This window comes from Candidatus Bathyarchaeota archaeon A05DMB-5 (genome assembly GCA_019685655.1).
Lineage (GTDB): Archaea > Thermoproteota > Bathyarchaeia > Bathyarchaeales > Bathycorpusculaceae > DSLH01.
In genome coordinates, this window is record JABFQP010000003.1 from 22,898 (window position 1) to 46,560 (window position 23,663).

General features: G+C 42.0%; 29 protein-coding genes and 2 tRNA genes. 15 read left to right on the forward strand and 16 right to left on the reverse strand.

All coding sequences use genetic code 11. From position 1 onward, the window contains the following. The first annotated feature begins 57 nt into the window (after positions 1-57). The 3 genes from HM003_04450 (at position 58) to HM003_04460 (ending at position 3,741) form a co-directional block, all read left to right on the forward strand. On the forward strand, positions 58-2,214 hold the full coding sequence (locus HM003_04450) for a hypothetical protein (GenBank protein ID MBX5328587.1): 2,157 nt from the start codon (positions 58-60) through the stop codon (positions 2,212-2,214). 673 nt (positions 2,215-2,887) lie between these two features. Next, on the forward strand, positions 2,888-3,190 hold the full coding sequence (locus tag HM003_04455; GenBank protein MBX5328588.1) for a hypothetical protein: 303 nt from the start codon (positions 2,888-2,890) through the stop codon (positions 3,188-3,190). Between the two features lie 5 nt (positions 3,191-3,195). Further along, a complete protein-coding gene (locus HM003_04460; protein MBX5328589.1) occupies positions 3,196-3,741 on the forward strand; it encodes a hypothetical protein in 546 nt (181 codons plus the stop codon). Between the two features lie 24 nt (positions 3,742-3,765). Here the strand turns inward: HM003_04460 and HM003_04465 are convergent. Continuing rightward, positions 3,766-3,844, reverse strand: a tRNA-Arg gene (locus HM003_04465). Positions 3,845-3,937: 93 nt separating this feature from the next. Between HM003_04465 and HM003_04470 the strand changes: the two genes are divergently transcribed. Then, positions 3,938-4,023 (forward strand) — tRNA-Ile (locus tag HM003_04470). 108 nt (positions 4,024-4,131) lie between these two features. Beyond that, positions 4,132-4,518, forward strand: coding sequence for an MscL family protein (locus HM003_04475; GenBank protein MBX5328590.1), 387 nt, complete (start codon positions 4,132-4,134; stop codon positions 4,516-4,518). Positions 4,519-4,544: 26 nt separating this feature from the next. On the opposite strand, the gene HM003_04480 is transcribed toward HM003_04475, so the two are convergent. Beyond that, positions 4,545-4,709 carry a hypothetical protein gene (locus HM003_04480; GenBank protein ID MBX5328591.1) on the reverse strand — a complete coding sequence of 55 codons (165 nt, stop codon included), beginning with the start codon at positions 4,707-4,709 and terminating at the stop codon, positions 4,545-4,547. 100 nt (positions 4,710-4,809) lie between these two features. Here HM003_04480 and HM003_04485 point away from each other — a divergent pair, with 100 nt between their 5' ends. After that, positions 4,810-5,253, forward strand: a complete 444-nt coding sequence (locus HM003_04485) for a hypothetical protein (protein ID MBX5328592.1) — start codon at positions 4,810-4,812, stop codon at positions 5,251-5,253. A gap of 64 nt (positions 5,254-5,317) precedes the next feature. Further along, positions 5,318-5,608: a GYD domain-containing protein gene (locus HM003_04490; GenBank protein MBX5328593.1), complete on the forward strand. Its 291-nt coding sequence runs from the start codon at positions 5,318-5,320 to the stop codon at positions 5,606-5,608. A 12-nt stretch (positions 5,609-5,620) separates the two neighbouring features. Here the strand turns inward: HM003_04490 and HM003_04495 are convergent, their stop codons facing one another. After that, a complete protein-coding gene (locus HM003_04495) occupies positions 5,621-5,917 on the reverse strand; it encodes a hypothetical protein (GenBank protein MBX5328594.1) in 297 nt (98 codons plus the stop codon). A 141-nt stretch (positions 5,918-6,058) separates the two neighbouring features. Between HM003_04495 and HM003_04500 the strand changes: the two genes are divergently transcribed. Further along, positions 6,059-6,871: a DUF4037 domain-containing protein gene (locus HM003_04500; GenBank protein MBX5328595.1), complete on the forward strand. Its 813-nt coding sequence runs from the start codon at positions 6,059-6,061 to the stop codon at positions 6,869-6,871. Positions 6,872-6,970: 99 nt separating this feature from the next. Here the strand turns inward: HM003_04500 and HM003_04505 are convergent, their stop codons facing one another. After that, a complete protein-coding gene (locus HM003_04505) occupies positions 6,971-7,813 on the reverse strand; it encodes a transglutaminase domain-containing protein (GenBank protein ID MBX5328596.1) in 843 nt (280 codons plus the stop codon). A gap of 161 nt (positions 7,814-7,974) precedes the next feature. Here HM003_04505 and HM003_04510 point away from each other — a divergent pair, with 161 nt between their 5' ends. Both HM003_04510 and HM003_04515 read left to right on the forward strand, forming a co-directional pair. Continuing rightward, entirely contained in the window at positions 7,975-8,703 is a 729-nt protein-coding gene (locus tag HM003_04510) for a zinc ribbon domain-containing protein (GenBank protein ID MBX5328597.1), read from the forward strand. 396 nt (positions 8,704-9,099) lie between these two features. Then, positions 9,100-10,605, forward strand: coding sequence for a hypothetical protein (locus HM003_04515; GenBank protein ID MBX5328598.1), 1,506 nt, complete (start codon positions 9,100-9,102; stop codon positions 10,603-10,605). A gap of 23 nt (positions 10,606-10,628) precedes the next feature. Here HM003_04515 and HM003_04520 read toward each other — a convergent pair whose 3' ends face one another. From HM003_04520 to HM003_04545, 6 genes are all read right to left on the reverse strand, one after another. Then, complete coding sequence (locus HM003_04520) at positions 10,629-12,071, reverse strand: ATP-binding cassette domain-containing protein (protein MBX5328599.1); 1,443 nt, start codon at positions 12,069-12,071, stop codon at positions 10,629-10,631. After that, a complete protein-coding gene (locus tag HM003_04525) occupies positions 12,068-13,438 on the reverse strand; it encodes a hypothetical protein (GenBank protein ID MBX5328600.1) in 1,371 nt (456 codons plus the stop codon). Before HM003_04525 ends, HM003_04520 begins: the two co-directional genes overlap by 4 nt. After that, positions 13,423-13,740, reverse strand: coding sequence for a hypothetical protein (locus tag HM003_04530; GenBank protein MBX5328601.1), 318 nt, complete (start codon positions 13,738-13,740; stop codon positions 13,423-13,425). The genes HM003_04525 and HM003_04530 overlap by 16 nt, the downstream gene beginning before the upstream one ends. A gap of 5 nt (positions 13,741-13,745) precedes the next feature. Further along, positions 13,746-13,976, reverse strand: coding sequence for a hypothetical protein (locus HM003_04535; protein ID MBX5328602.1), 231 nt, complete (start codon positions 13,974-13,976; stop codon positions 13,746-13,748). Further along, on the reverse strand, positions 13,960-14,358 hold the full coding sequence (locus tag HM003_04540) for a hypothetical protein (GenBank protein MBX5328603.1): 399 nt from the start codon (positions 14,356-14,358) through the stop codon (positions 13,960-13,962). The genes HM003_04535 and HM003_04540 overlap by 17 nt, the downstream gene beginning before the upstream one ends. Before the next feature lie 126 nt (positions 14,359-14,484). Further along, complete coding sequence (locus HM003_04545; protein MBX5328604.1) at positions 14,485-14,955, reverse strand: hypothetical protein; 471 nt, start codon at positions 14,953-14,955, stop codon at positions 14,485-14,487. Positions 14,956-15,712: 757 nt separating this feature from the next. Here HM003_04545 and HM003_04550 point away from each other — a divergent pair. Then, positions 15,713-16,279, forward strand: coding sequence for a hypothetical protein (locus HM003_04550; protein MBX5328605.1), 567 nt, complete (start codon positions 15,713-15,715; stop codon positions 16,277-16,279). Between the two features lie 12 nt (positions 16,280-16,291). Here the strand turns inward: HM003_04550 and HM003_04555 are convergent, their stop codons facing one another. Both HM003_04555 and HM003_04560 read right to left on the reverse strand, forming a co-directional pair. Further along, positions 16,292-16,849: a hypothetical protein gene (locus HM003_04555; protein ID MBX5328606.1), complete on the reverse strand. Its 558-nt coding sequence runs from the start codon at positions 16,847-16,849 to the stop codon at positions 16,292-16,294. Positions 16,850-16,855: 6 nt separating this feature from the next. After that, a complete protein-coding gene (locus HM003_04560) occupies positions 16,856-17,065 on the reverse strand; it encodes a hypothetical protein (GenBank protein MBX5328607.1) in 210 nt (69 codons plus the stop codon). Positions 17,066-17,242: 177 nt separating this feature from the next. On the opposite strand from HM003_04560, the gene HM003_04565 reads away from it, so the two are divergent. Next, positions 17,243-17,455, forward strand: a complete 213-nt coding sequence (locus tag HM003_04565; GenBank protein MBX5328608.1) for a hypothetical protein — start codon at positions 17,243-17,245, stop codon at positions 17,453-17,455. A gap of 186 nt (positions 17,456-17,641) precedes the next feature. After that, the gene (locus HM003_04570) at positions 17,642-20,266 is read left to right on the forward strand and encodes a PKD domain-containing protein (protein MBX5328609.1); all 2,625 of its coding nucleotides are present in this window, start codon (positions 17,642-17,644) and stop codon (positions 20,264-20,266) included. On the opposite strand, the gene HM003_04575 is transcribed toward HM003_04570, so the two are convergent. After that, the gene (locus HM003_04575) at positions 20,263-21,048 is read right to left on the reverse strand and encodes a hypothetical protein (protein ID MBX5328610.1); all 786 of its coding nucleotides are present in this window, start codon (positions 21,046-21,048) and stop codon (positions 20,263-20,265) included. The two genes, HM003_04570 and HM003_04575, sit on opposite strands and share 4 nt — an antisense overlap. Positions 21,049-21,422: 374 nt before the next feature. Between HM003_04575 and HM003_04580 the strand changes: the two genes are divergently transcribed. Together HM003_04580 and HM003_04585 are read left to right on the forward strand one after the other, a co-directional pair. Further along, positions 21,423-21,692 carry a DNA-binding protein gene (locus HM003_04580; protein MBX5328611.1) on the forward strand — a complete coding sequence of 90 codons (270 nt, stop codon included), beginning with the start codon at positions 21,423-21,425 and terminating at the stop codon, positions 21,690-21,692. A gap of 92 nt (positions 21,693-21,784) precedes the next feature. Next, a complete protein-coding gene (locus HM003_04585; GenBank protein ID MBX5328612.1) occupies positions 21,785-22,141 on the forward strand; it encodes a PadR family transcriptional regulator in 357 nt (118 codons plus the stop codon). Here the strand turns inward: HM003_04585 and HM003_04590 are convergent. From HM003_04590 to HM003_04600, 3 genes are all read right to left on the reverse strand, one after another. Next, positions 22,080-22,280: a hypothetical protein gene (locus HM003_04590; protein ID MBX5328613.1), complete on the reverse strand. Its 201-nt coding sequence runs from the start codon at positions 22,278-22,280 to the stop codon at positions 22,080-22,082. The two genes, HM003_04585 and HM003_04590, sit on opposite strands and share 62 nt — an antisense overlap. 104 nt (positions 22,281-22,384) lie before the next feature. Further along, positions 22,385-22,780, reverse strand: coding sequence for a hypothetical protein (locus HM003_04595; protein ID MBX5328614.1), 396 nt, complete (start codon positions 22,778-22,780; stop codon positions 22,385-22,387). A gap of 123 nt (positions 22,781-22,903) precedes the next feature. Further along, positions 22,904-23,662 carry a hypothetical protein gene (locus HM003_04600; protein ID MBX5328615.1) on the reverse strand — a complete coding sequence of 253 codons (759 nt, stop codon included), beginning with the start codon at positions 23,660-23,662 and terminating at the stop codon, positions 22,904-22,906. Position 23,663 lies beyond the last annotated feature (1 nt).

The following is a 23,663-nucleotide window of genomic DNA, read 5'->3' on the forward strand; positions in this document are numbered from 1 at the left end:
AAAAACAACTACGCATTAATTAATTATGTTCTAAATCAACCGAAAGGAGATAGAAAAATGAATAAATCGATTAAATTGTTAACTGTTGCCCTATCAATGCTATTGATTGTAAGCACCTTCGGCGTTGTAATCACAAACAGAGCATATTCTTCACCGAACGTTGTTGAACCCAAAGGAATATATGAAGACGTAAAAACTGCTGCAATCGATTTTAGCGAACAAGTCGAGCCTCAAGGAGAAACGCATCATTCATATTGGAACCTTGGCGATGTTGCCATTTGGACTGGCTACAACGGATATACTGGGAGCATCTTCTTGACATATTACACACTGAGCTATATCGGAAACAAAGTCGAAATCTGGGTTCAAAATAACATCAAATACCCCACAGGTGACCCAAGAAACGGACCGGGAAACGATCCAGGACCAACAAAACCAACCTATGCCATGTTAGAGTATCTTGCAAACCAATTTGAAACCAATATTTATCCGAAAGAGGCAGAGTTCTTTGGCGAACCTCTGTTCCATGATGGCTCAAACGCTCAACTACAATATTTAAGCCCAGCCATTCCAGACGATCCAGAATATTACTACGAGCCAACTGGACGAGCTGTGATATTGGTCTGTAACATCAGAGACAAAAACTATTATGATTACACTTATCCATACTACATAATTGGAGTGCACATAGGTGCCTATGAGAGTTACTATTACGACAGAAACATCGTAACACTCGACGCAGTAAGCTGGTTCCACGGCCTCGGTCCCGCAAGCATGAATTGGGGAGACCACTACTATTGGCCAGACAACATCTTCCACAACCACAATGTCCTTTCACCCTACGCGTACGACAGCGCCTTAGCACACGAGTACCAACACCTCTTGCACTACGAGCTTTGTCCTGGAGACGACACTTTCATGAATGAAGGTTGCAGCATGTACGCAGAATACCTATGCGGATATGGAATAGACCCAGACTATCCGAACAGCTACTTCGCCACACCAGACAACTCACTTACAATTTGGGGTGACCAAGGCGACATAAATATACTGGCAGACTACGGTGCAGCAGCCCTGTGGACAATGTATCTAAGTGACCAGTTCGGCCCAGAATTCCTACAGTACTACTTCACAAGCGGCGGAGGAGGCATTGCCGGCATAAACGCAGCACTCGCTCACTTCCACTACGAAGCCACATTTGATGATGTCTATCGTGACTGGAAGCTTGCGAACCTAATCCGCGCTGATTTTCCAGGCTGCCACAAATACAATTACAAGAGCATCAACCTAAACGACCCCGCCTACATACCTGTCAGAATTTATGAAATTAGCGGATTGCCCGTTCCATGGACCAGAGGCACAGATTTTGGAAACACAATCACAATTTTAGGCTATGACACAGGAATATCAATGGTAGCAACCTACGGAACAGACTACATAGCCTTCGAAAACTGGCCAAGAATAGGATTAGGCTTCATATACTTTGACGGAGACGACACCGCAACACTTCCACCACCACACTTATGGACGCTGACACCTGACGGCTGGTACTCCGGCACAGGTGAAGACCTTGCAAACGAGGCAATCGGAGCCACCGCTTACGTAGACCCGTCAGATCCAACTTTAACAATAGTCACTGCCTACGGCCTTGAAACCTACTGGGACTTCGGCTTTGTGCAGATTTCTACAGACGGCGGCAAGACATGGACATCACTTGAAAACGAATACACGACATACGACCACGATCCAGCTGCCCACCCAGACATCGTTGCCAACCTCCCAGGCTTAACAGACTACAACCCCGACTGGCCAGATTGGACCACCATGAGTTTTGACCTTTCAGCTTATGCTGGAATGACCGTGCTGATTGGCTTCCGCTACATGACAGACTGGGCGACTACCTATAAAGGCTGGTGGATAAACAGTGCAACCGTGAGCGGAACAGAGCTAACCTTAGCTCCATTGCCACCAATACTTCCAGAAGCAGACTTCCAAGTAACAGTTGTCGACGCGCTTGTAATAGACGGCTTGACATTGTACATACCTCATGACATGTGGCTAAAAGATTCCACCGAAACTGGTTTGGCAGTTGGGTACGCGAAAAAACCAAGCTACGTTATACTAGTTGTAACACCAATTATATCAAAGGGCTTAGCTGACTACTGTTTCCAAGCGACAAAATTTCCATTGCCCCACAAGTGGTTTGTTCCATAAATAACCAGTAATCATTAAACTTCCTCCTTTTTTATTTTGTCTCTAATTAAAGCAAGATTCATGAGGGAAAGGGAAGGAGAGAAAGGAGTTTTCTGGAAAAGTATTGTATTTTTCCGCGTTTCCCCCACTCATCTATCAATAATCTAGAAATATGCAACATTTAACTTTGTCTTTCAATTTTCAGCAAAATTGCATGCATTGAACTGCTAAAGTAAACGCATTTTCCTAATCTCTTTTCCTTTCTTTCTACTTGAATAAACTTTTTCTGAAGAAGTTTTTTTTAGGTGATAAGATAGAAGGTTTGGTTTTATCATCAGAGACTTTTTTAATGTATAGATAGTGTTGTTTCCCTTAGCAATCTCTTTTAATATTTTAACTTCTTGTTTGTTAAGCGTGTATTCTTTCATTTGCTTTTTCATAGAATTTCATATGATTGAAATTATATATAAGTATTTCAATTTTGTGAACCGTCTGAAAACTAAAACCATGTTATCCATCAAGCGTAAATATGTTCTTTGGGGCAAGCCATCAAATGTTAAGGTTCATTGTGTCAATATGATATTCTGAATTTCTAAAATTTGCTCTTGTTTAGTCGATTACTTTTTTAACGTTGGGTTGTTTTATGCATAAGCCTTATGTATTACATTGTATTCTCTGTATTCTGGGGATAAGCATGACTGAGAAAAGCGCTGTGGTTACTGTTCGCCTGTCCAAGCGTGATTTGGAAAGGGTTGAAGCCTTAAGGGTTATTGAGGATGTTGACCGTTCCACGCTAATCAAGGAGTTTATTGAAGATGGATTGCGCAGAAGAGTTGTTGACCTTTATAGGAAGGAAAAAGTGACGGCTGGGCGCGCGGCTGAAATTTTGGGGGTTTCCTTGCGGGAGTTTCTTGAGATTTTGGAGCGGGAAGGAGTTCCGGTCAACTGGGATGCGGAAAGTATACGGGAATATTTGAAGGCGAAGTATGGAGATTAAGCCCTTTGCCCACGGTGGTTTCTGACGCTGGTCCACTTATCCATTTAGCCCAAATAAAAAAGCTACATCTTCTCAAAAAACTGTTCAAACAAGTAATAATTACCCCAAACGTGAAGCGGGAAGCCGTTGACGAAGGCATCAAACTCAGTCACCCCGACGCTCAAATCATTGGAAAAGCCATAGAAGAAGGGTGGATTAAGGTTGAGGAATTTCCAGAACGTTTGACTTCGGCTTCTAAAAGGCTGGCTGAAGATGAAAACATATCGCTAACGGATGCGGAGACGCTCATGTTGGCAAGAGAGAGAAAAGCCGAAATTTTAGTTGACGAGAAGACTCTTTCAAATCTTGCACGAATGTTTGGTCTTAAAACATGGAACACTTGGACTGTGCTGTTAGAAAGCCTAAGCATGGGCTACATTGAAATCTCCGATATAAAATCAGCCATAAAAGAGTTAGGTGAAAAAAGACATAAACTAAAGAAAGAACAAGCTGTGGAAATCCTTGATGCTGCAAGAAAAATAATTCGCAAACGAGAAATTCCGAAAGGTTGACATTTTTATTCTGAACCCAAAAGGTGGCGGGCCCGGTGGGATTTGAACCCACGTTCTCCGGCTCCGAAGGCCGACGCCTTTATCCGTGCTGGGCTACGGGCCCTTGTGAAAGAGAATTAGGCGGTGAATAATTAAAAGACTTCTGAAAATCCTTAAAAATGGCTGGTGATAATTAGTTTTGTGCTGTTGGTGTTGCGGGCCGGTAGCTCAGCTTGGCTGGAGCGTTCGGCTGATAAGCGTGCAGAAACCGAAAGGTCGAGAGTTCAAATCTCTCCCGGCCCATTTTTGGTGAAAAGTCTTATATTTATATGAGTGGATAGGGATTGTTTGGTGGTTGTTTTGGTTAAGGATGATGAGATTTTGGAGGAGTTGCGGCAGATTAGGAAGTTGTTGGAGCCTAAGCCTGCGCCGGCTGCGCCGCCGCCGAAGAAGGGTTTGTGGAATGAGTTTGTGGATTTCATTTCTAAGTATAAGGTGTTGGGTCTTGCTGTGGCTTTTATTATGGGTGTTTATGTTGGGCAGGTTATTCAGTCGCTTGTTAAGGACTTGTTGATGCCGCTTATAGGCTTGGCGATACCTGGTCTTGGAAATCTGTCTACTTTTAAGATTGCGGTTCCGCCGACGGCTTTGAATGCTGAAGGAACTCCGATTGATCCGACTTGGACGGGGCAATTGTTTGGGATTGGAAATTTCATTGTGGCAATAATAACTTTCGTTATTGTGGCTTTCGTTATCTTTTTGATTGTGAAGGTTACTAAGAAGTGGGGTATAGAGTAAAGGGCTAAAAGTTCTGTGTTCTTTTTTTATTTTGTTGTTTGGTAGGTGTGTTTCTGTGGGTCTGTGGTGTAGTGTTTTAGTCCTATGCGTATGAGGTGTTCGATGAATGTGCTGCGTTTTTCTCTTCCGCGTAGGGTTTCGATTTGTTTGAGGAGTTGTGAGTCTAATGTTAGTCCTACGTGGTGTTTCATTTTTGTGTTCTCCTTGTATTCTGTATATTTAGTATACCGAAAAGCTTTATTAGTTTTATTGCACAAATCATACTTGTTTGTGTTGTGGGGGCGTTTATGTGTGAAGACTTTGCGGGTTTCGGATGATGCGCATCAGAAGCTTACGGCTTTGTTGGGTGAGTTAACTGCGCAGACTATGCGTATGCAGACTTATACGGATGCGATTGAGAGTTTGTTGTCGCAGTCTGTGATTTTGCCGGCTGAGTTGCTTGGTGAGGTTGAGGGGTTTATTGATGAGAATAGGGGTTTGGGTTTTACTACGCGTGAGGAGTTTATTCGTGATGCTGTGCGTTGGCGGTTGCGGTTTTTGAAGGGTGAGTGTGAGTATTTTGAGGTTTCGAAGGGTGAGTTTGAGCGGTTGCAGCAGGCGATTAGGGATTTGGATTTGCCTTTTTTGAGTGTGAATGATTTTTTGGAGCAGCAGATTAGGGGTTTGTTGGAGAGGCATGGGGAGTGGTTGAGGCAGAGGGAGGCTTTTGAGAAGCGGGGGCGGCGGAGAGGGTAAATGCTGCGTGTAGCGAAAGGCTGAAATGTGGATTGAGCGTATAATTGTGTTTTGGTGAGTGTGTATGCCGTATTATGTTTTGTTGTCGAATTTGACGGATGAGGGTTGGAAGACTGTTAGGGAAAAGCCGGAGAGGATTAAGGAGGTTAATAGGGAGCTTGAGGCGTTTGGTGTTCGTGTGGTTAGTCAGTATGCGGTTTTGGGTCCGTATGATTTTGTGAATGTTGTGGAGGCGCCTGATAATGAGACGGTTGCTAGGGTTTCGCTTGAGTTGGGTTCGCGTGGGACTATTAAGATTGTGAGTATGGCTGCTGTTCCGATTGATGGGTTTATTGCTTCTTTGAAAAAGCGTTAAGGGCTAAAAGGCTTAGTTTTCCCTTTCTTTTTCTTGTTGTTCTTCTTCGTAGTATTGGGCTGTTTCTTGGCTGATTATTAGTTGGTCTTCTACGTGTGTGAAGGCTTTTTTTATTATTATGTAGATTGCTATTGATGCGAGTAGTACCATGCCGGCGATTAGGCTGAAGGTGGCTAGGAGTGTGAATTGTTTTTTGATTTGGTCTTCTGTGGTTTGGAATGAGAGGTATGAGAAGTAGAAGGTTAGGAATAGGCATATGGCTACGGATGCGAGGATGAGCGATTCTACTTTCATGTTTGGAATACTCAAATTTGGAACGCGCCTAACATGTTAAGCTTGGGTTTATGTTATTTTGGCGGGTGTGAGAAAGGCTTTATGAATTCTGAATCGGTAGCGGAGTTAAACTTTTAGGAAGTGTGAAGGACTGTGGTATGGGCGGTGGTGAGTGTTATGGTTGGGTTGAAGGGAGAGAATCGTATTGAAGTTTTTAAGAAAGCCGCTGAACAACTTGTTTCTAAGATATCTTCTTTTGATGGTGTGGTTGGAGTGGTTTTTCTTGGTGGTTTGGTTAGGGGGTTTGTGGACCGGTTTTCTGATTTGGATGTTACTGTGTTTTTGGGTGATGCGGAAGAGGGTTTGGTTAGGCGTGTTCGTGGGGTTGTTTCTGAGGTGGAGCAGCGTTTTGGTGTTGAAACTGACGTTATGGTTCATGTGCTTAGGGATTTTAGGCGTTGGCGGTGGGATGAAGCGGACAGGTGGGAGTTTTCTCGGGCGGAGATTGTTTATGACCCGAAAGGTGAGGTTAAGCGGGTTTTTGAAGATAAATTGCGTTTGCCGAAGGATTTGTGGACTAAGCGCATTGTGGTTTGTGCGGAGTATCTCCGGTGGTATGCTTGTCCGACAGAAGAAGGTGTTGGCACGGTTGCTGAGTCTTGGATTGAAAGAGGCGATTTGGCGAGTGCGCATTATTGTTTAGATTATGCTTTGGAACTGCTGATTAGGCTAGTGTACGCATTGAATAAGGAGTTTCTGGCACCGCCAAAATGGAGAATACATTACGCATACAATCTGAAATGGCTACCAAAAGACTACGAGAAGCTTGTTAAAGAAGCCATGACAGTTAGAAGTCTATCAGTTAAGGAGTTTAATAGAAGACTAGAAGCTATACGGAAACTGTGGAACAACACGTATCCTAAAATAAAAGAAGTTACAGGACTGGAAAAAGAACAACTCTCCAAATACTACGTCGAAAAGATACTATGACAAACAAATATGTCTCCTAATCAGAAAAGATAAGGATTTAGTTTCGCTGCTTACTAGATACGTCAAAGACGAAAGACAATATGAGCTTCACGAATTGCTTTACCGCTTTATAATTGAACTTGAGAAGCGAGGCATGGAAAGTAGTTTCTTCCAGATAATATGGATGCAAACTGCAAACCAAACACCCATAAGAACAAATATAATCGTTGATGCTGATAACAAGCTCCAGTGATCACTTCTGTATGTGCTCGTCACGTCCACTATTGATGAACCCTCAAATGCTAAAGCAAGTATTGGCGGAGCATGCCACTTTTCTTCATAAAATAATGGATAACCAATATTCTCGTTCATTGGTGCCCCGGTAGGAGAAGCATCAACGCGAATCCATTCACCGTCAATTTTGACTTCATTCCATACGTGGTCACCAAAAATATTGACTACAATTCTACACTGATATCCTTGGGAAATGCATAATTCCGCATATAAGATAGCATATCCAGCACAGCGAGCTTGGCCGTAATTGTAGATTTCTATAGGGTCAGTATATGCTATCATACTCGATGAGTTGTTCCAACTAAGCATTAAATTCTCCCATTGAATTAATTCAGTATAATTGTAGCTTCTTCCAAGTACATTCCTGAAATAGTTTATTTTTTCCGACGAGGTAAGAGTTTGCGCTATACTTTGGTATTTTGTAATCTGAGAAACAGCAAAGACTGGTGTCGCTGCCAAAAAGGCAATCAAAACATAGACACGTAATATCTTAAAAACCCGTTTACTCAAAAAGTAATAACTCCACATTAACAGCATAAACGCAAGAAGAAAACTGACTAACCATCCCCAAATAGACATCCATAAACCAGATATGCCTAATCCCCAGATAACAAATAAACCAAAAATAGTGACTAAGGCAATCGTGTAAAGCTGTTTCACTAAGTTCAATTTTAGTTTAGACTTTTGCATATTCTCACAGATATATTAATTATTTATTAGAATATTAGTTTTAGTTGAATCGTAAAAAACTACTACATGGAGATAATGAGTTCAACTAGAGAGAAATCTTATATTGACATAAGAACAAAGGATAAACTAGAGGTTTACACATGAGTGAAAAGAAGGTTGTAGAGAGAAAGTATTACTGTCAAAGTTGTGGTAGACAAATCAAGCCAACAGATACCTTATGTCCTATATGTGGAAAGAATCTAAACAAAGTTGGCAAAAGAATAGAAGTAACCGTTAGAGACACAATAGGACTCTCTGAAAACGTTTCATATCAATTGAAAGCTATAAATCGCAAAGAATTAGCTCGCAATTTTCTTGTTAGTTTTGCTATTTCCCTTTTTGTAGTTATTGCTATTTTCTTAATATTATTTTTTGTTATCAGACTTTTCCCTGATTATGTAACTATATCAAGTGCGAATGATTTGCTAAATAATGTGATTAACGTGGATGGGATTCCTTTGGGTTTTGTGGGAATCGTGTTCGCTCAATTATTCTTGTCGATTATGAACCAGCAAAATGTCCTTTACAAACAGATACTTGAGAAACCTGATGAAGCCGACGAAAACATGAAATCTTTTGAGTTTATGGATGTTAGAAAGCATGCACTATCGTTTATTACGGTCAGCATATTTGTTTTTTTATTAGGGTCTATCTTTATTTCAATGGCGAATATTGCCCAAAATTCTAAATTTTTACCGACGGATACTTATGCTACTTTTGGGCTTTTGTTTGGACCTTTATTATGCACCATCATAGCGGTGATACTTCTGACCCTTGCTTTAACGGTTTTGCCTATGAGACCACCCTTTAAAAGGATAAAAAATAATTAACCAGAACTCTAACTATGCTATAGGAACGGTATAATCAACATGAAAAACTTTCTAAATTAAAGTCTGTTACTTTTGGGTTTTTCGCACGGACATGTTAAACATACCAGAACTAAAGGTCAATCATATTCATAAGGCTAGTCTAGTCACTGCAGAAGGCTGAGGAGTGCGCATCTCGTATAAGAGGATTAGAGAAGTTTATTTGTATTGCTACTGGAAATCTCCTATTCGAGGATAAGCATCTATAGAATTTTGGGTTCTATCTATTTATAAGGGAGGGGTATAGTTTTTGCGAGTGTGCTTTAGTTTGTTTTGATTCGTATTGTGGGTTCAGAATTTTTTAATAGCCGTTTGCTTTCTCACCATAGCCAAAAACCAACCATAAAAGAAGGAAACATTATGAAAATCAAGTACCTATTAGGCTTAATGTTAATCTGCATAACCTTAACCAGCATCCTAACACCAGCATTCCCAACAGACCAACTACTCGCCACAGACTTCACGCAAGAAAGCTTCCAAAAAACAATCGACTTCTTCGAATACGCAAGAGCATTCGCAACCGCACACGGAATCCCAGAAAACATACCCTACTACTGGCACGCAAACCTATACATGACCTACGTAAACACAAGCGGACTACACATGCTATACGCAGGACTAATCAACCTAACCTTCGGCTTAAACGCATACTTCACCATACCCATGCAAAGCTTCATAATGCACTACAAAACAGAAAACAAAACACGCGACGTAATAATGGCATCCACCTTCCTAATGCTCCTCGCATTCAATGAAACCGCAGACTCAATCCACCCCAACTCACCAGACATGAACGACACACTATGGGCATCATTCAGCATGGGCTTCGACCTAATCACACTAGGCGCAACACTCCCAATCCTCAACAGCAAAACAGAAACCATCCCACTAACAAGCACACCAGACAAACTCCAATGGACATGGGGAATGCGATACACAAACCTCACAGCCTACTGGTGGCAAACATGGATAAACCCAAACGACCCACACTACCAACAAAACTGGCCAACAGCCATAACAGTATACGACGAACTAACATTCACATACAACCTAACCATAAACCCAACAACCAAAACAGCAACCCTAACAGAAAACCACATCATAGGCAAAATGAACCACCTACTACTCTTCACAGCACCACTCTGGCTATACCTCAACAACACAGGAACATACCTCCTCGGCAACCTAGTCCCAAACAGCCCAACAATCTACCAATTCCTACAAGAAAACCAAATCAAAATGAGCATCGTAAACTTCCAAACCTCAGTCCTACTTGACCGCAACACATACAGCCAAACCACCACAGGCGAAAACGTAACAGACAACGAAAAAGACATCAGCAGCTCATCAATCACAACATACACAGACGACGGCGAAAAAATCTTCGACGTAGCATTCGGAACAAAACAAACCTACAAACTCTACAACTACACAGCAGACCCAACAGAAACCCAATACGACACATACGACTCCACAACCCGAACCGCCAAAATCAACAGCTTCGCAAACAACACAGGCCTATTCACATACCACATAGGCTTAATGAAATTCCTACCCTTCGTCACATACAACATGAACCCACAACTATTCAACAAAGCCAAAGACACAATCACAAACATGACAAAAGCCAACTACTTCTACGTAACCGCATACCCAACATACAGCGGATACAAAATAGAACACGACCCAACATTCACCATCTACCTAACACCATCCGCAACAACCGCAACACCACCAAACTGGACAACCATCATAATCCTAACCACACTAATAATCGCAACCACAGCAACCGCAATCATAATCATACGCCGAAAAAAACACGCCCAAACCACACAAACAACACAACCACCAACAAAACCAACCTAAAACCTTCCACAACCCCTTTTCTTTTACAATTCACCAAACTTATCCCAAAACAAATAAACCTTCACCTGCAACAAAACCCCACAAACCCTAATCAACTTCACAAGCTTCTCAACACCCGCACATCTCACCCCCTCAACATACACACTCTTATCCCCAAAAACACAACGCCCACCAAAACACCGCATAAACCGAGGATGAACATTCCTAACAAACGCATCCCTAATCTTCTCCAAATCCTCCCCACTCAAACACGCCAACTTACCAAGCAAATAACCCTCACAACCCAACAAATCCCTACAAAACCCCAACCTCTCCAAAACCTCCACAACCCTCAACGCCTGCTTACAAGGCAACTGCACAGCCACCCTCCGCATCCCAGCCCTCTCCGCAAAAGGATTATACCTAGCCATAACCGCAACCAACTCAACAAAACGCGTACCCGCCAAAGGCAAAGTCTCCCGCACAAGCCTAACACCCAAACCAATCGACCGATACTTCGGATGCACAACCACACGACTAATAACACTAAAATCCCTCTGCAAATCACCAAAATCTCCTTTCCAAACCCTACTTCTGCCAAACGCCAAAGGCGACGCAAAACTATAAACAATAACCCCACACAACTCATCACCACGCCTCAAAACAAAAACCTTCCTCGGAGGCGGACAACGACCAGAACGATAATGAAAACCACTCAAACACTTATAATCAGCAAAACACCCCTCCTCAACCCGCATCTCCCTCATCAAACTACACTCCCCTGTAGCCTCATTCACATAATACTCCACGCTGATTTCCCTACCAAACCGCTTATGAACATGCACACTAGGCCTCAAATCCTCAAACAAATCCCCATGAGTCGTCGCCACCACAACCGCCTTACCCATCTGCCTCGCCACCTTTTGCAAATTAAAAGCCACAATTTTCGCCGTGTCACGGTCCAACACGCTGCAAAACTCGTCGCAGATCCACCATTGCTTACGGCTTTCCATTAATTTCGCGATTCGGTAGCGATATTTTTGTCCGTCGCTTAGTTCTCGAAAACGCCTAACGAATAGGAAAGCGTCGTTTAATCCCGCTTTGCTTAACAGTTCAAGTGCTTCGTTGAAGTTTTTGCCGACTGTGTCGATTATTGGCTTGTTTGGGTTTGGCTTTATGTTTTGCATGTCTGCTGCTTCTTTGCTTAAGTCGTGTTTTATGGCTTTTAATAGGACGCTTTTTCCTGAGCCGCTGTCGCCTGTTATGTAGACAATGTCTTTTGGGCTTATTTTTAATTCAACGTTGTCGTAGATTGGGAATTTTTGGGTTTTGTCTATGCCTAAGCCGAAGGTTTCTGCGACGTTAAGTGTGCGTGGTGTTAGTTGTGTGGCTGTTTCGTAGGTGATGTTGAAGGTGAACGTGCCTGTTTTTTTGTCGTAGCGCTTTGCCACTTTTGTTATTTTAAAATATTCCTGTTTTCTTGTCATCTTGTTGTGCCTGTGGTTTGGTGTTTTAGAAGTTTTTTTCTTAGTTGTTTTAGTTTGTGTTTGCCTTTGCTCATTTTTGCGATGACCCAGAATTTGGGTGTTGGTTCTGTTTTTGTGGCGTAGCATGCGAGTGCTAGTGCCCAGAGGAGGTCGTCGTTTGTGTTGGGCGGGTGTGTGAATTGGAGTTTTCCGGTTTTTGTGTATGCGTATTGTTGGTTGTTTATTTGTTGGAGGAGTTTTTTGTTGTATGGGATTGCGAGTTTTTGTTGTTCCATTAGGAGTTTTAGATGCGTTAGGAGTTGGGTTTTGGTTTCGTTTGTGAATTTTATGCCTTGAGTGTTTGGTATGTTTTGGTTTTGGATTTCTTCGAGGATTGGTTCGCCGATGCCTGTTTGGTCTATGAGGGTTTTTTGGATGTTGAGTTTTTGTTGTGCGTGTTTTAGATGTTGGATTATTTGTGTGTAGGGTGTTTCGAGTGGGAATTCGTGTGTGTAGACAAGTTTGATTGTGTCGTTTTCTTGTTTTTGGGTTATTGCTATTGCGGTGTGGCTTTGGAGTTTGCCGAGGTCTATTCCTGCGTAATAGTTGCCTTGTTGTGTTGGTTGTTCGAGGTTTGTGTAGGGTTCTAGGTTGATTTTTTGTGCGTGTTCTACGCATTTGCGGATTAGTTCTTGTGGGAAGTATGTGTTTTGGGTTTCTGTGAATTCGGCTTCGTATTCGCGTTTGTAGGCTTCTTTTGTCATGTTTTGTTGCATTTCTTGGAGGAATTGTTTTGGGATTAGTGGGTTTTGTTCTGATTTGATTTTGTATGTGGTGTAGTTTGGGTTTAGGAAGGCTTGGTGGAAGAAGTGGTTTTTGTCCCATGGTGTGCTTAGGAGGATTGCGGTTCCGTTTGTTGTGCTGAGCATTGGGAGGATTATTTCTGTTATTATGTGTTCGGGTGTGAATGCGGCTTCGTCGCAGATTGTTAGATGTGCGGTGTATCCGCGGAGTTGGTGTTCGCTGCATGGTAGTGCGATTATTTGGCTTTTGTTTGTTAGTTGGATTAGAGTTCGTGTTTTGCGGGTTACGCTTTGGTTGAGTAGTGGGTTGTTTGTGATGAAGTTGAGGATTTTGTCGAACATTATTATGCTTTGGCGGAGTGATGGAGAGATTATGAGTGTTGTTGTGTTTGGGTTTGTGTATGCGTAGTGTATTGCTTTTGTTGCGATGGTTGTGGTTTTGCCTGTTTGTCTTGCCATGCAGGCGATGATGCGTTTGGATGGGTCGTTTAGGAGTTGTTGTTGGTATGGGAAGGGTTTGAAGTTTAGGAGTGTTTGTGCGAAGAGTGTTGGGTTTTGTTTTAGTTTTGTTAGTGTGTCTTGCATTTTTTGAGCCTTTTTGCGAGTGTGTTTGCTTGGGTTTGGATTTGGCTTAGGAGTGTTGCGAGGTCTTGGGTTTGGTTTGGTTGTGTGTGGAGTTTTAGTAGTGTTGAGAGTGTGCGGATGTGGCTTGCGAGGGTTTGGTAGTAGAAGGCTTTTTGTTTGTCGTATTTTGCGTTTTGTGCGAGGTTTTGGAGTTTGTCTATGATTTGCCATTCTGTTTGGATTAGTTCTTTTGCGGTTCGGGTTTTGTTCTCTGTTTGGTCTAGTCCCCCCTTATTTATAGGTTGAAGTGGTGGTTCTGTCATGTGGTTCACGTTTTTTGTGTTATGAATATGCCGGTTAGTGTGCCTGTTAAGCCTGTGATTGCGGAGAAGATTTCGCTGTTCCATTGTTTTAGTGCGATTAGGTGTGTGATTTCTAGTGTGGTTAGGCTTATGGTCATGGCGATTGTGAGTTTTACGCCGAGGACCAAGCGTGGGTCTGGTGGGGTTTCTTGTTGGCGTATTCGTCTTGTTAGGGCTTTTTTAATTGGGTCTTTCATGGTTTACCATCTTTTGTTGTTTTATGCGTTTTGCGCCACTGGTGCGTTTTCCGCCGACCAAGAAGCTGTTTAAGAGTTGCTTAGCATCTTCTGGTGGAACATGCGCTTTGGCTATAGCGGTGACGTTAGAAGCCCAAGCGACTGGAACAGCCGTATAATCAATGTCGTAAACTCCGTCAGCATAGCGAAAACTGTTCTGAGCAAGAATAATATGCCGATTCTTTTCACCTAAAACGCCGAGGAAAATGCCCCAGCTTTGAACGGGAACATCAATACCGCTTAAGCCGCCGCTTAGGCTTTTGCCTATGCTAGCGTCGAACCAGTCAACCTTGACTAGGTCGCCAAGGCTTAAACCTTTAACTTGCTTAACAACCTCCTTCATGGCTTATCATCAAAAGAAAACAGCACGAATAGCAAATATAAGGAAGAGCGAAATTCAGAAATTCACTAATTTGTAAATTGCGAATGTTGGAAGGTGAAAGCTTGCATCTATTTCCAACAATTTTTGTCATTTTAAGTTTAACCAAGATTTCAGCATTTTAGGCATTTCCCTTGTGAATGAAACCAAGATGTTAAGTGTTTCATAGGTTTCATCAAATGTTGGCTTATAGTTATGATGTGCAATGTTATTTCGTATCTTATTCCACAACGTATCCACATCAAATAGCTTATTTACTGCCGAGTATTTATATCCAAGGTTCTCTAATTGGCGTGGATAATTTCGTGGCCGTCCCTCTTCAGTTCTGAATAGCCCTCTTTTTTCAGGGTTCCGCGCAATTATCTCATTTACAATGGCATCAATAACTTTCTCCATGATGTTACAGGACCAAAGAATTGTCAAATTGAATAGCCCCTCATCAAATAAACTTGCAATGAATCTTCCATCATCTAAACATTCAATTATTTTATCTGCATTCTGGAACTCTTTGAGCTCATTTTTCCAAATTTCTTTTTGTCTTATGAAAAAATTGTCAGTCAAACCTGCACTTCCGCGAAGAGACATTCGCTGACTTGAAATTATGACGTGCAAAACAGATATCACAACTGCGATGTTAGAGATAGAAAATAGCAAGCAATATTCAAGAAAATCGATTAAGCCTTTAAAGAAAATCACAAGGGTAAAAGCTTCCGCGACGACGCTCGTTATCAAAAATAGCGGAGATAACCAAAGTTCAATTGTATGGAATTCTCTCCTAACATTCTTTGCAGGTAAAGCTGATAACAAGACAAGTAAGAGAAATAATATCGCGTAGATTATCAATAACTGAAGATTAAACATGAGAAGGATAATCGAATTAATGATAAAGGCTAGCGCCATGATGGGCAAACTAAAAGAAATCATTCTTCGATTATACAATCTTTTATCAAGTATCACATGTACAGATTTCGAAAATCTCAAGTTACTTATCCCTCTTTAACCTTATTTACTCAGACAAATATTTCAAAGTAAAGGGTTATGAAATGTGTTCCGAAGATTGACAAGTCATAATTTAACGGGATTGTTCACAATTTTCTTAATTCCTGTAATTCTTTTCTTTGTTTTTTATTTACCCACTAATATTAAGGAACTGCTAATTCTACATAGGTATTATTCAAATTTCTATGATGTTTTTACAACTCATTTTGTGCATGAAGAGTTTAGTCATTTAATGTCCAATGTTATTATTTATTTATTTGTAACATTTCTGCTCTATTTTTTTCTCTTTGCTTTAAATGAAAAGAGGCTTTTCTACAAAGTGTTCCTTGTCAACTGCTTACTAGTACCTTTCTTAATTTCTTTGATTTGGGTTCCAGTGAACCATTTCCTCTGGTTCGGCTCTGTTAGAGGTTACGGATTTTCTGGGGTAGTTTCATCATTCGTTGGAGCGTTGATTTTTGCTTACGTGTTATTTCTGCATAAAACGCTCAAAGTTAATTCTCTTTACGCTTACGCATCCTCTGTGACTTTTGTCGCTCTCCTATTCATTATCACCTACTTCACATTCGCAGAAATCACAATAGCAATAATGTTCTTCATCATTGTTTATTTCGTGTGGACCACCTACAAAACAATGAAAAGCATAGATTTGAAAGCCAAAAACGAGTTAATCGAGAAAAAAGGACACCCCGTAGTTGTAAACATGCTTCCACTTAACCTATACCTACTAATATTATTCTTCAGCTTGAGTCTATTCCCAGCACAGTTCATTCAAGGAAACATGGCAATCAACTTTCTCATCCACTACGAAGGACTCATAATAGGATTAGGCATGGCTTACTTAATACACGACATTGACTCAATGAGAACGAAAAAAGAAAATTAATCACCGTAGAATCTACAAATCATCTTCTGTTGCTGTCAAGTTTTTGAATATTTCGAGAGTGTTATCTTTTCTAGCTTCTCTTTTTATAGCCTCAACGTCTACTTTTGTGAATTTTAGTATTGCCTTTATGTCTTCCTCGTCCTTCACTGCTCTTTCTCGTGGTTTTGTTGCCTTAATCATCCTCAGCTTCGCCAGAATCAGTTCTTCGGGCGTTTGATAAAAGCATTGCAATCCCGCAACCGTTCCAGCCCTCTTCTCAAGCTTCCCCTCCGAAAAAATCACATCAACACTATACGCCGTTCTACTATCCTTAAACGTGGCAATCCTATAGCCAGACTCCAACGCCCTATCAATCACCCTCTCATCCACAACCAACCCAGCCCTCCCTAAAGCCTCAACAAGCCTAGCCTTCTGCTTAGCTTCAGCAACCGCAACAACAACATCAACATCCACCGTCGTCCGTGGAGCACCATAATAACTCGCAGCCAAAGCCCCAGTAAACACATAATCCACACCAGCCCCCTCAAAACCCTTCAGAAGACGCCTAACCAAATCATAATACGCTTCCAAAATGCATCATCTCCCACGCTTCCGCCATCGCTTCGTCCACTCCAACCTTTCCCTAAGCTTCTCCATCAACTCCTTCTCTGTTATGTCTGGATACTGCGCCCTAATACCTTCAGCACACACACGCACCATTGACTCAGTCATATCCATCGCCATATTCACCTTCACATCAGGCGGCAAACTCCCAACCCGCTCCAAACGCTCCTCACGCGACTCCAAGCCAGACAACCCACTCTAAAACAATAATTATATGCGTAACACCTTAAAAACCAATTCCGCTAAACACACCACAAACTCAAAAAACATTACCTTCAATAGCACATGTCAAAACCGCCTACACACGCACCCTTAAATATCCGCTGTCAACCCAATCCAAACTCGGAGCGAAAACAAAAAATGACAGAAATCCTAGACAACGGCTTAAGAAAAATAGGCATAAGCATAAGCAAACCAGTCCTCGCAGTTCTCTGCATAATCTTCGGCATCCTAGCAATCGCATGGGAACCCCTACTACGCTTCATAGTAGGCACACTCTTCATAATCTTCGGCATACTCCTCCTAATCGAGCACATAGACGCCAAAACGCCGCCGCCCCCACCATCACAATAACCCCTATTATTTCTACTTGCGCATTCAGATTCAAAATCAAGACTACACATTCATAACATTTTATTGAACAAGCAACAATGAAAACGCTGAACTCGCGAGTTCAGAATCTGAAGCCAAAAACAACGCTATTCCACAGACCAACCGCTAATCCACACTTCATAACGCGAAAAAGAGGAAAAACAAAACATGAAAAACAGCAAATCCACAAAAAACAAAAATTCACATAAAACCATACTATGCCTACTCCTGTTTTTGGCTTTTCTGCAAATTCTCAAACCCAAAACGCCAACCATCGTAAACGCTGACGCTACTACGCTGCAAGTTTACGCTGAAGCCGCCAGCTTTGCAAGACTAGACGACATCGACCCGTCAGGATGGTTCTACCAAGCCGTACTATACAACCCAACAACCACGCCCATAACAGTCACAGGCTTAAGATGGCACTATAATGCCACAGCAAAAATCATCGACGCAGCCAGAAACGTACGATGCTACGACACACGCTACTTCACTATGCCACCAACAACATACAATCCAGACGACAAAACAATTTATTGGGAATACACGCCGGGAAGCATAACAGTAAACGTGCCTGCTAAATCTCTCATCATAACATGGATTGAAGTTCCCGTGTGCTCCGTAAACAATGATGGAATAGCAACAACCTACAGTGTGCAAGCCTACGACGGCACACGATGGCTGACCTCGCCACTTTATGCTTCTCACAGCGGGCACGACAACGCCGCCACAACACTATTTCGCGCAGACTTCAACTTGACAACAAATCCAACAGACGAGAACCACACACACCCGAATCCCAAATGGCTTTTCAACGAAGACAGAACAGCAATCGCTGGCTTATCAACACGCATTAGGCTGATACCCATAACAATGTCAAGAAACTCGCAGGGAATAAACTACGCTACAGTAAACATAACATTGCCGCAGGGCTGGACATACATTGCTGGCTCCGCTTACATCCCCTACGGCGATGCAGTAACCTACTATAACGAGAACGGCGTGGACAAGCTCAAATGGGACTTCACGAAAGACATCCTAAAATACGCATCAAACACTTCCATGGCGCAGAACTATATAGAGTTCAATGTTACAGCACCATACATTTCAGGCGTGCACAACTTCACCGTAACCGCGACCATAACGAGTTTGGCAGGAAGAACAACAACAGAAAACCAGCAAATCTACGTAGTGGTTAAGACTCCGCCCGCTACAAACTTCACAATCTCACCAACCACACCATTAACACAAGAAAACATAACATTCAACGCCACAAACAGCTACGATCCAGACGGAACAATAACCGACTACTTCTGGGACTTTGGCGACGGCACAAACGCCACGGGCACAACTGCAAACCACGCCTACGCTGAAAACGGAACATACACCGTAACGCTCACACTAACAGACAACGAAGGACTAAAAAGCACACTTCAAAGCACAATCACAATCCAAAACAGACCGCCAATTGCGCAGTTCACAAAATCCGCCCAAATCGTCTATACTGGTGAAACCATACTATTCAACGCAACCGCCAGCTTCGACCCAGACGGCACAATAGAGAGTTATTATTGGGATTTCGATGACGGAACAAACGCTTTCGGCGCAACCGTGAACCACTCTTACACTCACACGGGAATTTACTCTGTAAAACTTAATGTCTTAGATAATGATGGAGCCTCAAACATTACCACGCAGTTTGTAACTGTGCTTAATCGTCTGCCTTTAGCGTCCATAACAATAATACCTGCGCAACCAAAAAAGGGCGAGGTGGTGGTTTTTGACGCGTCCGGCTGTTATGATCCAGATGGTGTGATAGTGAATTATGTTTGGAATTTTGGTGACGGCAACGTAACAGAAACCAGCAATCTGATGATAACGCATGTTTACACTAGTTCCGGAACTTTTAACGTAACCTTAACATTAATCGACAACAATGGAGGATACAAAGAAGTAGTTCAGACATTAACGATAAGTGAAGGCAATGATGCTTACGCTCCACCAAGCACGAATTGGATTTGGTTTCTGTTGGTTGTTCCGCCTTTAATACTGGTTTTTGGAGGAGTTTTGTGGAAAAAGCGAAACTCTGGCAAAAACGCAAGAGGATTTGACTATTTCAAGGAGATAACTGATGGAGGCATACCTGATTCCTTCTCTGTTTTGGTCACGGGCATGCCTGGTTCTGGAAAGAGCACGTTATGCCAAGAATTGGCGTATGCTTTTTTGAAGGAAGGGAAAACTTGCATTTACGTTAACTATGATTGTTTTCCGAATGAAGTTAGAGAAGACATGAAAAAGTTTCATCTTGACATCTCTGACTATGAAGAGAAAAAGAAGTTTCTGTTCATTGACTGCTTCTCTTCTATAGCGAAAGTTAGCAGTAAGGAGAAGTATTCGTTGGCTCAACCGTTTTCGTTAGCTGATTTAGGAATAATAATGTCGCAAGTGACAGGTGAAGCTGGGGAATCGCCGAAAGTTTTCTTCGATTCGGTTGTTCCACTTTTAACACACGTTAACCCTTCAAAGGTTGTTGAATTTCTACAAGACCGTAGTGCACGCATTAAGGGAGTAAATGGCACTTTTGTTTTTACTGTGGGTAAGGAAACGATTGAGCCGAGTTTGGTGAATCGTCTTGAGGAGTTTGTTGACTGCGTGATTGAGTTGGATGTGGACACTGCTAAAGGAAAGAAGGTTCGTAGGTTGCATGTTAAGAAGATGCGTGGAAGAAAGCCTTCTGATAAATGGATTGATTTCGAAATAGACGAAAAACGTGGAATAGTGTTTCTTGTTTAGGTAGAGCGTTGCGGAACAAAAGCTGTCTTGTCTACGTCAACAAGAGGCTCTTCTTCTGCGAAAACTTCAATGCCTTTGCTGGTTATCTTGTATGGGCGAATTTGGTTGTCATGAGCGATGCCGCGCATCTTCTCTATTTGTATGCCGCCATGAGCGAGAAATTGGCTTCTCCATGAATGAAGCACTATGACTCCATGCGACAAAAACTCTTCCACGAGCACTTCTCTCTGCAAAGTTAACGCTTTAAGCTCGGTGGTAATCAGATTGGTTGTTCCCAGTTTTGCGAGAGCCTCAAGCAAATCTAGCGTCGCATTTCGTCTTTCCGCGGCATCATCATATTGAAGGATTAAACTGGCAATGGGGTCGATGACTATGCGTTTGGCGTTTATTTTTTCAGCGTGAGTTCTGATTATTTCTAGAAGGCTGAAAAGACTGAAGTCTCTCTTGCCAATTTGGTAATCGCCAATTTTGACTTCTCCAGGAATATGCCTTACCGGGGAAGCGTCAATGAGCGCTAACTTGCGGTTTTCTTCCAATTTGTTAATGTTCCAATTGAAACCAGCCAACTCTTCCTTTAGCAGTTTTATGTCCTCGTCAAGTGAAACGTACAAGCCGGGCTCATCATGAGTTGCGCCGTAACATAGGAACTGAAAGCTTAGGATGGTTTTTCCAGAGCCTGGATTACCAATAAGAAGAATGGAGCGTCCAGCAGGTAAACCACCATTTAACATTTTGTCTAAGCCATCAATGCCTGTAGGTATTTGGCGCATGCAATCGCCCATGAATTGCTACGCTTTAACTCTTTAAAATCAATTATGAATTCACACTCTACATTGGAGGAATAGATTGTTGATTGTCACACATTTCGAGACGTGCATTGAAAAGTTGTCTGACCTTAGTATTTTTTTAGCCCCTACCCCTAGGTTTTTTGTTAGATGGCTATTACACAAAAAATGTATTAGCGTTTTTTTGAGGTAGTTGTTTTTGGGTGGTTTTGACTGAAAAGTTTATGGGCTTTTTTGTTGATTTTTGAAAGGTGCGTGTTTGAGGATTTGTTTTATAGAAGATTTGTGCAGTTAGTTTTATTAGCGTTTGTGTGCATAAATTATTTATTTGATGTTTGCTGTTCTGATTCGGATTCAGAGTGGAGAAGGGTATGGAGGAGAGAAGGCGGAGGAGGAGTCGTTCGGAAGTGATTTGTGATATTTTAAGTGAGGCTTTGGGTGGTGTGAATAAGACGCGGTTGATGTATCGTTGTAATTTGAATTTTGCGCGGTTTAATCGTTATTTGCGTGAGTTGGTTGAGTCGGGTTTGATTGAGTGTGCGGAGGGTAATCCGGAGGGTTTGGTTTTGTATAGGACTACTGTTAAGGGGCGTGAGTTGCTTCAGGTTTTGCGTAAGGCTAATGATTTATTGTCTATTTGATTTTGTGTTTCATTTTTAATGTTTTAGTCTGATTTTGAATAAGATTTAAAAGTGGAAATGTTGGAAATAATTAGATTAAGCGGGGGGAACTGTTGCCTCGGGAGTTGTTTAGAGAAATTGAGAAGCGCGTAATCAACAATTTCTTTGATTTCATTGTTTTTTCTGCTTTGACTGGCAATGGTGGGCACATGGGCGGTTATGACTTAATCAAGTATGTGCATAAGCGCTATGGCTTTCTGGTTAGTCCAGGAACTGCGTATTCGTGTCTTTATACAATGGAGCGGAAGGGTTTGTTACAGGGAAGGCAAGAAGGCAACAAAAAAGTTTTCTCTCTAACGGAGAGGGGCTTGAATACTTTTAGCTCTGTTAGTAGGCTTAATGGTAGTCTTATGAGGCTTTGGGCAGAGATTTTCCAAGGCGGCTTTGTGGACCACAGTCAGTTACCCTGACTTTTTCTATTTCTTTCATCCATGGAATTTTTGGGATTCCTTCAGTGAGTGCCGTGTATATTTCTTTTTCTAGTTGTTGGTTTGTTTTTTGTTTGCTTTCTTCTATTAGGGTGATTATTATTGTTGCTTTTTTTGTCATGGTGTTTTCCTTTTTTGTGGAGCATTTGTATTAGTTGAGTTTTTGGATTTAACTTTAATGGAGTTTTTTCCTAGAAAATAATGTGGGTTGTGGTGGTTTGTGTTTCATTTGATTTTGTTTATGGCTATTTCGTTGATTTTTTTGTTTATGCGGATTTCTAGTTCTAGGCTGGTGTCTGTTAGGTTTGTTATTCGTGTGCATTGGATTAGGAGGGTTTGTTGTGGTGGAATGATTATTGTGCCGACTGCCGTGGTTTGTTGTTGTGCTTGAGCGTTTTGCGGGTTTTGTTCTTGTTGGTTTATTATGAGTGTTTTCCAGTTCTGGTTTAGTTTTATTTGGTTTGTTGCGGGGTTATGCTGTATTAGGTCTGCTTCTGTTAGGAAGGCGATTATTTTTTGGGCTTTGTCTTTTGGAATTTCTAGTTTTTGGGTGATTTCGTCTATGTTGTGCCATACGTTGTCTTTGAGTGTGTCTATTATTTTTTCAAGTTTTGTGGACAAGGAGTTTTGGCCCTCTTTTGTTTTTGAGGGAAGGGTGTTATATTTTGTTGTTTTTGCATATAAAGTGTGTAGAACGTTTGGTCTAGTCTTTTGGTCTAGTTTTTAGACCTATTTTTGGCGTGTTTATTCTGGTCCTATGTAGGTGTTTGCGACTTTTATGCAGTCTGTGTAGAATGTTACTTGGTTTGGTGGGTGGTAGGCGCAGCCGTGGTAGTTTGCTATGTAGATTCTGTTGGCTGTGTGGCTTGAGGTGTCTATGTTGGTTAGGCGGAATTCTGTGAGTTCTGTTCCGTCGAGCCATGTGTGGTATTCGCCGTTTGTTGGGTGTTGTGTGCGTTGGATTTCTATGCAGTGCCATGTGTTGGTTGTGAGGTTTTGGTTGCTGTAGATTATGACTGTGTAGCCTGAGTGGTATGCTATGAAGACGAGTTCGGCGTTGGTTTCTGTTAGGCCTATTTGGCAGAGTATGTTTTCGTTTGAGGCTATTGTGCCGAGGTAGGTTTCGTGTGGTTGCCATGGTGCGTAGTATGTGGATAGGTAGACGTAGAAGCGGAGGCTTATTGTTGCTTGTGTTGTGGGTAGGTCTTTGTAGGCGTATGCGGATGTGGATAGGAGTGAGCCGTTTATGATTGCTATGGCTTGGTAGTTGCCGTGGTGTGGCGGTGTGGTTTGGTTTGTTGCTGTGACGCATGTGAAGGATTGTCCTTGGAATACTTGGACGTGGGTCCATGCGGAGAAGTTTCCTTCTTCGAAGCCGTTTTCGAAGATTATGGTTGGGGTGTCGCTTATGATTGTTCCTGTGTTTGTTATTTGGGTTTGGAAGCTGGTTTGTGCTAGGGCAAAAATTAGGAAGATTGTGGTGAGTGTGGCTGTTTTGTGCATT